This is a genomic window from Microvirga mediterraneensis, from assembly GCF_013520865.1.
Taxonomy (GTDB): domain Bacteria; phylum Pseudomonadota; class Alphaproteobacteria; order Rhizobiales; family Beijerinckiaceae; genus Microvirga; species Microvirga mediterraneensis.
On record NZ_JACDXJ010000001.1, the window covers coordinates 2,574,028 to 2,583,468 of the forward strand.

The 9,441-nt window shown below is 61.3% G+C and carries 18 protein-coding genes and 1 pseudogene; 3 read left to right on the plus strand and 16 right to left on the minus strand.

The genetic code is table 11. The features are described 5' to 3' along the window. Window positions 1–71: 71 nt before the first annotated feature. The 3 genes from H0S73_RS12175 (at window position 72) to H0S73_RS12185 (ending at window position 2,000) form a co-directional block, all read left to right on the plus strand. Complete coding sequence (locus H0S73_RS12175; RefSeq protein WP_181052407.1) at window positions 72–785, plus strand: SIR2 family NAD-dependent protein deacylase; 714 nt, start codon at window positions 72–74, stop codon at window positions 783–785. 127 nt (window positions 786–912) lie between these two features. Continuing rightward, window positions 913–1,533 carry a cold-shock protein gene (locus H0S73_RS12180; protein ID WP_009491555.1) on the plus strand — a complete coding sequence of 207 codons (621 nt, stop codon included), beginning with the start codon at window positions 913–915 and terminating at the stop codon, window positions 1,531–1,533. Continuing rightward, window positions 1,533–2,000: a DUF192 domain-containing protein gene (locus H0S73_RS12185; RefSeq protein WP_181052408.1), complete on the plus strand. Its 468-nt coding sequence runs from the start codon at window positions 1,533–1,535 to the stop codon at window positions 1,998–2,000. Before H0S73_RS12180 ends, H0S73_RS12185 begins: the two co-directional genes overlap by 1 nt. Before the next feature lie 71 nt (window positions 2,001–2,071). Here the strand turns inward: H0S73_RS12185 and H0S73_RS12190 are convergent, their stop codons facing one another. The 16 genes and pseudogenes from H0S73_RS12190 to H0S73_RS12255 all read right to left on the minus strand — a co-directional run bounded on the left by H0S73_RS12190 (window position 2,072) and on the right by H0S73_RS12255 (window position 9,375). Continuing rightward, window positions 2,072–2,332 carry a PilZ domain-containing protein gene (locus tag H0S73_RS12190; RefSeq protein ID WP_181052409.1) on the minus strand — a complete coding sequence of 87 codons (261 nt, stop codon included), beginning with the start codon at window positions 2,330–2,332 and terminating at the stop codon, window positions 2,072–2,074. Between the two features lie 542 nt (window positions 2,333–2,874). After that, window positions 2,875–3,984 (minus strand): tyrosine-type recombinase/integrase, encoded by a 1,110-nt coding sequence (locus H0S73_RS12195; RefSeq protein WP_181052410.1) that lies wholly within the window; start codon window positions 3,982–3,984, stop codon window positions 2,875–2,877. A gap of 23 nt (window positions 3,985–4,007) precedes the next feature. Then, window positions 4,008–4,172 (minus strand): annotated as a pseudogene (locus tag H0S73_RS26360) (helix-turn-helix domain-containing protein); the annotation flags it as partial. A gap of 372 nt (window positions 4,173–4,544) precedes the next feature. Next, a complete protein-coding gene (locus H0S73_RS12200) occupies window positions 4,545–4,973 on the minus strand; it encodes a hypothetical protein (protein ID WP_181052411.1) in 429 nt (142 codons plus the stop codon). After that, window positions 4,970–5,635, minus strand: a complete 666-nt coding sequence (locus H0S73_RS12205) for a hypothetical protein (RefSeq protein ID WP_181052412.1) — start codon at window positions 5,633–5,635, stop codon at window positions 4,970–4,972. Before H0S73_RS12205 ends, H0S73_RS12200 begins: the two co-directional genes overlap by 4 nt. Continuing rightward, window positions 5,628–5,915, minus strand: coding sequence for a DUF551 domain-containing protein (locus H0S73_RS12210; RefSeq protein ID WP_181052413.1), 288 nt, complete (start codon window positions 5,913–5,915; stop codon window positions 5,628–5,630). The genes H0S73_RS12205 and H0S73_RS12210 overlap by 8 nt, the downstream gene beginning before the upstream one ends. Beyond that, window positions 5,905–6,477, minus strand: coding sequence for a hypothetical protein (locus H0S73_RS12215; protein WP_181052414.1), 573 nt, complete (start codon window positions 6,475–6,477; stop codon window positions 5,905–5,907). Before H0S73_RS12215 ends, H0S73_RS12210 begins: the two co-directional genes overlap by 11 nt. Then, complete coding sequence (locus tag H0S73_RS12220) at window positions 6,474–6,746, minus strand: hypothetical protein (protein ID WP_181052415.1); 273 nt, start codon at window positions 6,744–6,746, stop codon at window positions 6,474–6,476. The genes H0S73_RS12215 and H0S73_RS12220 overlap by 4 nt, the downstream gene beginning before the upstream one ends. Further along, entirely contained in the window at window positions 6,743–7,102 is a 360-nt protein-coding gene (locus H0S73_RS12225; protein WP_181052416.1) for an HNH endonuclease, read from the minus strand. Before H0S73_RS12225 ends, H0S73_RS12220 begins: the two co-directional genes overlap by 4 nt. Next, entirely contained in the window at window positions 7,099–7,533 is a 435-nt protein-coding gene (locus H0S73_RS12230) for a hypothetical protein (protein ID WP_181052417.1), read from the minus strand. Before H0S73_RS12230 ends, H0S73_RS12225 begins: the two co-directional genes overlap by 4 nt. Further along, a complete protein-coding gene (locus H0S73_RS25735) occupies window positions 7,530–8,147 on the minus strand; it encodes a trna delta -isopentenylpyrophosphate transferase (RefSeq protein ID WP_246388847.1) in 618 nt (205 codons plus the stop codon). Before H0S73_RS25735 ends, H0S73_RS12230 begins: the two co-directional genes overlap by 4 nt. Further along, window positions 8,147–8,650: a siphovirus Gp157 family protein gene (locus H0S73_RS12240; protein WP_181052418.1), complete on the minus strand. Its 504-nt coding sequence runs from the start codon at window positions 8,648–8,650 to the stop codon at window positions 8,147–8,149. Before H0S73_RS12240 ends, H0S73_RS25735 begins: the two co-directional genes overlap by 1 nt. Beyond that, on the minus strand, window positions 8,650–8,916 hold the full coding sequence (locus tag H0S73_RS12245) for a hypothetical protein (RefSeq protein WP_181052419.1): 267 nt from the start codon (window positions 8,914–8,916) through the stop codon (window positions 8,650–8,652). Before H0S73_RS12245 ends, H0S73_RS12240 begins: the two co-directional genes overlap by 1 nt. Further along, window positions 8,913–9,059 (minus strand): hypothetical protein, encoded by a 147-nt coding sequence (locus H0S73_RS12250; RefSeq protein WP_181052420.1) that lies wholly within the window; start codon window positions 9,057–9,059, stop codon window positions 8,913–8,915. The genes H0S73_RS12245 and H0S73_RS12250 overlap by 4 nt, the downstream gene beginning before the upstream one ends. Next, entirely contained in the window at window positions 9,056–9,184 is a 129-nt protein-coding gene (locus tag H0S73_RS26095) for a hypothetical protein (RefSeq protein WP_281369164.1), read from the minus strand. Before H0S73_RS26095 ends, H0S73_RS12250 begins: the two co-directional genes overlap by 4 nt. Next, window positions 9,181–9,375 carry a hypothetical protein gene (locus tag H0S73_RS12255; protein ID WP_181052421.1) on the minus strand — a complete coding sequence of 65 codons (195 nt, stop codon included), beginning with the start codon at window positions 9,373–9,375 and terminating at the stop codon, window positions 9,181–9,183. The genes H0S73_RS26095 and H0S73_RS12255 overlap by 4 nt, the downstream gene beginning before the upstream one ends. Between the last annotated feature and the right edge of the window lie 66 nt (window positions 9,376–9,441).

A 9,441-nucleotide genomic window follows, 5' to 3' on the forward strand; every position in this document is an offset into this window, starting at 1 on the left:
TCACAGCCTGTCAGCCTTATGTGAGTGACATGACTGAAAGCCTTGCCGCATCAATCGCCACATTACGGGACATGATTCAAGACGCTCAGGTGATCGCCGGCTTCACGGGGGCGGGAATCTCGACCGAGAGCGGCATCCCCGATTTCCGGTCCCCGGGCAGCCCCTGGATGCGGCACAAGCCGATTTCCTTCGAACTTTTCATGCGGAGCGCGGAAGCGCGCCGGGAGGCTTGGCGGCGGAAATTCGCCATGGACGATCTCTATCGGGGCGCAGGTCCGAGCCTGGGGCATCTCGGCTTCGCATCCCTCGTCGCGACCGGCCGCATGCCCGCCGTCATCACCCAGAACATCGACGGTCTCCACCAGGCATCGGGCCTCGGCGAGGATCAGGTCATCGAACTGCACGGCAACGGCACCTATGCCAGGTGCCTGTCCTGCGGCTGTCGCCATGAGCTCGACTGGGTGCGGCAGTGCTTAGACGCGGATGGCGAGCCGCCCAACTGCCGGATCTGCGGGGGTATCCTCAAATCGGCTACCATCTCCTTCGGGCAGACCATGCCGGAGGGGCCCATGCGTCAGGCACAGCGGCTGACGGCCTCGTGCGACCTCTTCCTGGTCGCGGGATCCTCGCTCGTGGTCTACCCGGCGGCGGCTTTTCCGGCCTTTGCCAAGGAGAGCGGAGCCCGGCTGGTGATCGTCAATCGGGAGCCGACCCCCCTCGACGAGGCCGCCGATCTGGTGATTCATGCGGAAATCGGCTCCGTCTTTTCAGAGTTTGTATCGTAACTTCAAGAACATGCAGGTTGCCGAAAATTTCATCGCCCTTCGATGCGCGTTTCTGGCTTCCCCTGATTCAGGACGATGTTATCCTCTTATTAAGAATCGGGTTCATGATTCGAGTTTGGGTATTTTCATGACTGGCGATTACGGCTCCAATTCTTTCAGTCTCCGCGAGGAGAATTCCCCTTTAGATCAGGGCCACCGCGAGGTCGCTCAGCCCGCCTCGGAAGAGGGCGCTCTTGAGCTCGTCCAGGTCAGCGGCCGTATCAAGTGGTTCGATGTGGCCAAAGGCTTCGGCTTCATCGTTCCCGACAACGGCATGCCCGATGTTCTGCTTCATGTGACCTGCCTGCGCCGGGACGGCTACCAGGCGGCCAATGAAGGGGCTCGGATCGTCGTCGAGGCGGTTCAGCGCCCTCGCGGCCTCCAGGCCTTCCGCATTCTCTCGCTGGACGAATCCACCGCCCTGCATCCCTCCGAGCTGCCGCTGCCGCGGACCCATGTCCAGGTGGTGCCCACCAGCGGGCTGGAGCCTGCGGTCGTGAAGTGGTTCAACCGGCTGCGCGGTTTCGGCTTTCTGACCCAAGGGGAAGGCAAGCCGGACATCTTCGTCCACATGGAAACCCTGCGCCGCTACGGCATCGCCGAGCTGAAGCCGGGTGAGCGCGTCTTCGTCCGGTTCGGAGACGGCTCCAAGGGCCTCATGGCCGCCGAGGTCCGTCTGGCCGATATGGCCCTGCCGCACTCCCATTGATGAGCTTGCCCGTGCTGTCGCGTCTCCGGCCTGCGTTGTCGGCCTTTGGTCTTTTCGTCCTGGTCGCCGGGGCTGCCTATGCGCAGGCGTTCGAGAGCCTCTCGATCGCTACTCAGGGCGGGCAGCGGCAGGCCTTCAAGGTCGAGGTCGCCCGCAACGATGCGGATCGGGCCCAGGGGCTGATGTTCCGGCGGTCCATGCCGGCCGATCAGGGCATGCTGTTCGATTTCGGCCGTGTCGAGCCTGTCTCCATGTGGATGCAGAACACCTATCTGCCGCTCGATATGCTGTTCATCCGCGCCGATGGGACGATTGCGCGAATCGCCGCCAACACCGAGCCGCTCTCGACCCGGACCATTTCTTCCGGTGAACCCGTGCTGTCCGTGCTGGAGCTGAATGCCGGCACGGCGGCCAAGCTCGGGATCAAGCCGGGCGACCGGGTGGAGCACCCGCTGTTCAAGCGATAATCCGATGCGTGATCGCCTGTCCCCGGCAGGTCGTTCCGCTTTCTCGGCACACTTGACCGGCTAGGGACGCGTCAATCCGTGAACTTCGCCCCGTAGTGGATGCCGGTCGTCCAGATCAGCCGGACCTTCGCCTTCGCGTCCTCCGAGGGAATCCGGAGTTCGAACTCCACGGGAACGTCCGCCGGCGGGGGCACTACGAGCCGCACTCCGGCCTCCGACAGGTCCCAGACCATGCATTCGATCGGCTCGGCCGTCGTCTCGCTGGCGATCCAGCCTTCCATGAAGGCGCGGTAGCGCTGACTTGCCCGACGCTCCGGTATCCGATGGCTCATGATTGCGATCCTGCCTTCGAGGGAACAACCCTTCTAGAGGCGGAAGCTGGTGTGAGCATGGTCTGAGGAATTTCAAAGAGTTCTGTTGCGTGAGGTCGTCGTGCCCAAAAAAGGAGCGCCTCCGGATGGTTGGCGCTCAGGTACGATCCGTAGGGGCAAACCTGGACCGGGATAGGGATTATGGCTCGGGCGCCGATGGAGGGAAGAACTCCGCCGGCAATCATGCGAGGTATGGGGCGCCCGGAAGAATATCGCATTCGGGATAGGGGGCGCCTATGCCGACCCTTCCGAGGGGCCGGAAGGGCATCCCCAGGATTCGTGTCAGGAAACGGCCGCTTCGTTTGTTCTCCGAGAGTATCGGACTCAAAATGGGGCCACTTTTCCGCATGATGCACTGGAGAGGAACCTCGCCCTTGCGTATCGGTTCTCAAATCGATAGAGAAACCAAGCTGTTGAGGATAACGGGGTGTAGCGCAGTCTGGTAGCGCATCTGCTTTGGGAGCAGCCAGCCCTATTTCTATTCTATCCATAGTTTCAGCCTCTTACGCGGTTTTGCTTTTTCGATCTTGGGACTTTCCCTGGGACTCTGCCGCAGTTTCCATCGCAAGCCTCAAATCCTCGTCCGTGACGTGCGCATACTTGGTCGTCGTGGCGATGTCCTCGTGCCTGAGGAGCTTCTGAACGAGCTTCAGGTTACCACTTGAGCGCAGCAGGCGGGTCGCGGCCGTGTGCCGATTGTCGTGGAAGCGGAAATCAGTCACGCCCGTCTCTTCCTTCGCCAGTGCCCGGCGCCAGGCTGTCTTGGTGCCCTCATAGGTCATCGGGCAATACTCACCCTTGGCCCGGTGCCCCTTCCGAGGCCGGCGCACCTTGTAGGCGAACACGGCTTCCGGGTGGCGCCCCTGGAGCGGGAAGAGCAGCTCACGCAGATCCTTCGTGAGCGGGATCTTGGCCCGCTTGTTGCCCTTGCCGAGCACAGAGACCGTGCGGCCATGCCAATCGATGTCAGACCATTTCAGGTTCACGCATTCGGATAGCCGGAAGCCTGAGAGCAGGGCGAAGCGGAAGACCGCCTGATAGTCCTCGGTCAGGGCGGCGACGATCCGCGCTTCCTCGTCCTTGGTCAGCTCCCGCACCCGCTCATCGGGCTCTTCCAGCAGGTGGCTGTCCCAATTGATCTTGCCAACCTTCTGATCCCAGGCATCGGCCGCCTTGCGCAGTACCCGCCGCAGGGGTTCGGTCACGGTGCGGTTGACAGTGGCGTTCTTCACGCCCTCGCCGCGCCGCGTGGCGACCAGATCCGAAACAAGGCGGTTGGTGACTTCGGAGAGCAAAAGGTCGGCACCTGCATGTTTAACGAGCCACGCCAGAGAGGACTTAAACGTTTTTCTGGCGTTGCCGTTGTAGTATTGACCAATATCGATCCAGAATTTACCACAGGCGATGTCCAATGTCATCGGGGCTTCTGCAAGAACAGCTTCGTTTCGCAGAAGTTCTTTTGCCCTTTCCCGCTCGCGTTCCTCTACCTTGCGGGCTTCTGATTTCGTTCGGCATTCAGTATTGCCGTGAAACCGACGACGTTTGTACTGGAAGTCGTAGACGTAGAACGGCGACGTGTTCCCGTCCTTGTCCTTGGGCCTGTAGACTGACATGTATCGGTCCTTCGTTGGCGAGCAATGAAAGCGGCGAGGTCGTCAGGGTGGAACATTCGCCGTTTGCGCCGCAAGCCTAGACCCTTGGCGATATAAGATATCTCTCCGTTGTTGACGTACTGCCGGAGGAGCTTGTCGGACATCCCCAGCTCTTCGGCCGCTTCGGAAAGGGTGAGTAGTTTGCTCATCGTCCTCAATCATCCATGACCGTAGGGGAAGCGCAGATCCCTTCCGTCTCCGCGCTTCGATTGTTTGAGTTCAGGGGGTTAGGGAAGCGCCCGGCAAGCGGGGTCTGTCGCATTGGCGGGCATAATCTAAGCAGATGCGGGCTCGGCGCAGATGGTATTCACGTTCATAGGGTGTGAGGTAAGCCCGCAAGAGCCAAAGCCGGTAGAACCTGTTCCATGCGGCCGCGGCCAATTCTGCGAACCCTCGGGCGGCTGTGCCTGGGATAGACCAGCCACGCACATCTAAGCCTCGGCGTTCCTGATCGGCTACAAGGGCGTCATTGGCACGGCGTTGGATATCGCCTTTGGTGTAGCCTTCCCGCTCGTGTCGTCTCATACCCCCTTCTCCTGTTCCTGGGAGATTGAAGAGGGGGAAAAGGGCGTCTCGGCTACGCCGACCGCGCTCGCGTCCTTCGGATCAAGCCCTTCGGTCTTGACCCCTTCGGGGCGCAGATCGCTGACGCGAACCATTGCCGCGTCGATGGCGTCCCGGCACGACTTCAGGCCATTTGCCGCCATGTCGTTCAGGTCAACCTTCATGTCCGACAGCAGCAGACGGTTGACGTTGTGGTTGATGACCAGCTCCCATTTGTAGGTCGTGCCCCAGGCCGTATTGAGCCGAGCATTCAGCCCGTCGAGGAAATCGAGCCGCGCGGCGTCCTTCCGCAGCCGCTCGATCTCGCCAGCCGCCTCCACTAAGAGGGCTTTCCCAAACTGGCTGTTCTCGTCCCACTGGCGTAGCCGCTTAACGATGTCACTCATGCCTTCTCTCCTTTGAAGGCTTCTCCAAGGCGCACGGCGAGCGTCGTTAGGTAGGCGGAGACAGGGTGGACGGGCTCTCCTGATGGGATACCTTCGTCCAGCATGTTCTTGGCTTTCTGGATGCCCTCGCGGACAGCTTTAATCTCCGCCTTCAGCCGCTCGTTTTCAGCATCCCTGTCGGCCACAACCAGCATATTCCAATCGGCGGCTTTGTGTGCGCCGTCGCGCTCTCGCTCCAGCCGCTCAATTTCCTGGGCCGGTTCAACCGCAGCATACCGGGCACCGTCAGGTGTCGCGCCTGGGCAGTTGTCCAGAATGCTTTGCGTGATGCGTTCAACATGGCGGCTTGCCTCCGTCTCGCGCAAAGGATCGAAGCCGGAACGGCCATGACCTGAAAGGGCATGGTCCGCAGGACGAGAGCCTGGCCCCGTCAGGGGTGCGCCCTTACTCATACCCCCTCCCGAAGGAGAGGATTGGGACAGGAGGGCGAGTTCCGTCTGAGCCTCAGCATTCTGGCTGCGTTCCAGTTCCGTGGCGCAGAAGTCGTACAGGGTGATGTACTGGTCGTACCAAGCCACATCATCGCAGACACGACCATCTTCGCAGGCTTGCATAATCGAACGGAGGGCGCGCTCGAGGATCTTCTCTCGCATCTCAGTCATGGCGTGTCTCATTCTTGATGGTGGGGCGGGTGAGGGAGGGAGGCTCGGGGAGAGGCATCCAATGGGTCACCTCCCATGTGGGCTGGCCAGAGCAGCGGAACATGCGCTTACCGGCGTCATAGAACCCCAGCCGAATGCCCCATCCGCCGCCCATACGAGCCTCGGTATCGAGAATGCCGCAATGGCCGTTGAGGAAGCACAGCACATCCTCGCTGTCCTGGCCCTGCTCGCCGGGGAGGCGATCATTCACGTCGATCCAATCTGTCATCTTACCGGCCATTGCTCTCGCCTCCCTTTATGGAGAGGGCAGCATCTCCCTCATCCATCTGCCTCATCGAAGGGCGATAGAGCCCGGTGCTGCGCATCTCTCCCTTGAGGGCTTCGCGTAACCGCTTGGCCTCGGAGCGGGCGTGGCTGGCGGTTTCGGTCATGTCGAGCAGTTCCCCCTCCAGACGTGCCTTGACGCCCTGTAGCCGCTCGATCTCGTTGCCCCAATCGCGTTTTGCATCTTCATAAGCGCGGACGATCTTGGCGGACTCCTCCAGAGCCGCCTTCATCGCTTCTGCTTGAGATTGAGAGGCGTCCCTTTGGGCGATCACCTTGCCATGCTCAAAGCATTCGTCGTGCAAATCCGCCCGTAGCCGCTCATTCTCCACTCTCAGCCTCTTGTTTCCCTCTGTAGAGGTGGTGAGGAGGGAGGCGAACTGATCGGCGATTGCGTCGAGTTCCGTATGATGACATGGGTCGCCCCACTCATTGATGGATCGAAACCCGCGCAGTCGGGCTATCACCTTCTCTACATCTCCAGGGGGGAGGGTCTTCTCGGTCTCGGTCGTGCTCATTGTTCAACCCCTCTCGTCCATGCCTCTACGATGGTCTTGGCCCGCTCCAGATCGTCATAGACGCCGAGGCTCTTGGCCGTGGATCCGATGCCGCCGAAGGCCCGCCAGCCGGCACCAGAGGGCCACACAGATCCGACCGTCACGCCATCGAGCCGCATGCGCCAGCGGGATCCGCCGAGCGTGCCTCGGCGCCAGCTCCAGTCCACGCCCTGCTTGCGCCAGGAACCCGGGCGCCACTCCTGCGCATAGCGGTCTTGAACGGTGATCATTTCGACCTCCGAACGACAGACCCATCCATCCGCTTCTTAAATGGCGAATTGCGTCCGAACGGCATGGGCGTCTTTGATCGGTGAACGCCTGTATGGCGATCCTGCCGGCGAACGGCTCGAGCCAGGTTCCCCTTATCCTCGGCCGTCTTGACCTTGTGGCAGTCGACATGCGCAGGCTTCATGTTGTCGTCGGTGTCGGCAAGCTTCCCAAGCATGGAGCGGGGGATGACATGCTCGACTTCCCAGCGCTGGCGGGTGCCGTCGATCTTCATCCCACACAGGTGGCAGACGCCGCCGTGCATGAGGAAGAGCTCCCGGCGCTTCTTGTCAGAGAGGGAGGGGCGGGGATCGGTCATGCTGCCTCCAGGGGAGAAGAGAAGATCACGCCTTGGGCGCCAAAGTGGCGCTGGATCTCATCGAGGTAGCGGGTCTTCTGCGCCACCGACATCAAACGAGTTACGGGAAAGTCGAACGGCTCAGCCATCATTGCCAGCTTGGTCGCATAGGGCAGGGAGCGGATATGCGCGTCGTACTTCTGCGCGAACAGCTCGCTTTCAGACCGCAGGATTGGGATGCCGATCGTTAACTTGCAGTAGGCGCGAACCTCCTCCGCGGTCTGGTCGGTCTGCTCGGCAATCTCGCTCAAGAGTCGGCGCTGCAGCCTGTTTTGATCGACGGAGCGACGCTTGCCCTTCACGATCTCAACCGTGAAGGGAAGCTCGCGGGCCTGGATCAGGCGCATCAGACCTTGCCGGTCAGCTTCCGTGGCGACGACGCGGGTGGTCATGCCGCCTCCCGGAGCTCATGGAGCCGTTCGGTGTAGGCTGTGCGCACCTCATCGACAGCCTTCTCGTTCATCAGATCGATGTACTGCTTGGCCGTCGCATAGACTCCCTTCAGGCTTTCCACGCTGCCGGCCTTCCGGAACTCGGCAATGATGTCGGCCTCGCTCACCTTCGTGCTCTGGCGCTGCTCCTGTCGTTGCTGAGACTGGCCGCGATCCGGTCGGCTCTCCTTGAACTCGTCGGCTTCCTCTTCCGAATACACGTCGCCAGAGAGTTCGATCAGTTTCAGGATGACGCGATCCTTCGCGCGCTTCTCGGCCATGGCATAGGGGTAGGCTGCTTGCTTGCCGGAAACCCGGTAGTTCATGCCGATGGTGGCTTCACCAATGGACCATTCCAGGCGGTCGCCCATCCGGCCCACGACCATCAGGACAGCTTCCTCCTTCTCGGCACGAAGGACGGTCGGAACGTCGAACTGGATCTTTGCCTGCGCTGCGATCCGCTCAAGCGTCTTGTGGTAGATGACTGCTGTCCCTTGGACGCGCCAGATGTTGTCGCCCATAGGCTCGCCAAACTTGGCGAGGGTCTCGGCAATCTTCTTGTCCTTGTGGTTCATCACTTCACCTTTACCGCGAGCGTCTCGCCACCGTTCGACAGCATGGCGCCGGGGATCTCCTTGCCTTCCTGCAGAGCCTCTTTGAGCTTCTGTCGATCGGCGCTCTCCTCGGTCTTGGTCTTCACGTATTCACGCGGGAGCTTGGTCATGTCCGTCACAACGACTGACTGAGGAACGGCCCGGATTGAGAGGGTCGCCTCGGGTAGGGGCATCTTGCGCACCTGGGCCGCACTCATGATGCGGAACGCCAGCTTGCGCATTGCATCGCTGCGGCGGTCGTAGGCAGCCTGACGCGACTTCAGATCGTCTACCCGCTTGCCGATTGCGGAAGCCATGCTCTCGGCTTCCATCATCCGATCAACCACCTTGGAGAGGATCTCCTCGGCATCGGTGGAGCCTTGGACCATATCCGCCCGCAGCGTCTCGTCTTCGGCAAGCTCCGGATAGGAGGCGATCAGGTCTTCGATCTGCCGCTCAAGGGCAGAGATTTGAATGGGGTTCATCAGTACTGTCCGTATGTGAGAACGGGAACACGCGGGGCCTGCTGTGTCATCGGGCGGGCCGCTTTGATCTTGGCGTCCAGCGCTTCCAGGGTGTCGGCGGCGCGGCGCAATTCCTCGACGGCCGGCTCGATGTCGTATTCCGCCTCCCCGGGCCCGTTGGCCGTGGCGCTCATGGAGGCGGGGGCGATGTCGGCACAGTGGGCGAAGTTGTCGACCGAATGCTTGATCTCTCGGGCACGTGGGCCGAAGGCTTTTAGGATGGTCATTTCTGGTCTCCCTTGGGGAGCCGGATCACCGGCTTCTCGCGCCCCAGCTCACGGCACAGACGCGCCGTTGTTTCGATGCGGACACGTTCGGCCCGCTTGGTGAGAGGTCCGCGCCAGCGCGGATTGATCACGACCGGCTTCATGGTGTCTTCATCGCCTGGCAGGCAGCGAAGACGATGAACCCGACCAGAGCGGGGATCGTGGCGATCAGAAAGATCGTGAACGCCTTCTCGCAGTAGGCCTTGCAGCGGGGAGAGCAGAGGTTCATGACTGTGCTCCTTGTTTTGACTTGCGCTTCCATTCAGGAGCCTTCACGCCCAAAACCAGAAGACGCTGCCTGACAGATCCGACCGTGCGTTGCAGGTCTTCGGCGAGCATTTCAGCGGAGACGCCGCACTCGCCGTAGTAGGTCGTTAGAAACCGGTCGTCCGCTTCGCTCCAGGGGCGGCGCTTGCTCATGCCTTCCTCCCTTCGGCGTCCTTGGCTGCATGGTGACGATCGGAGTCCTGCAACCGCTTGAGGGAG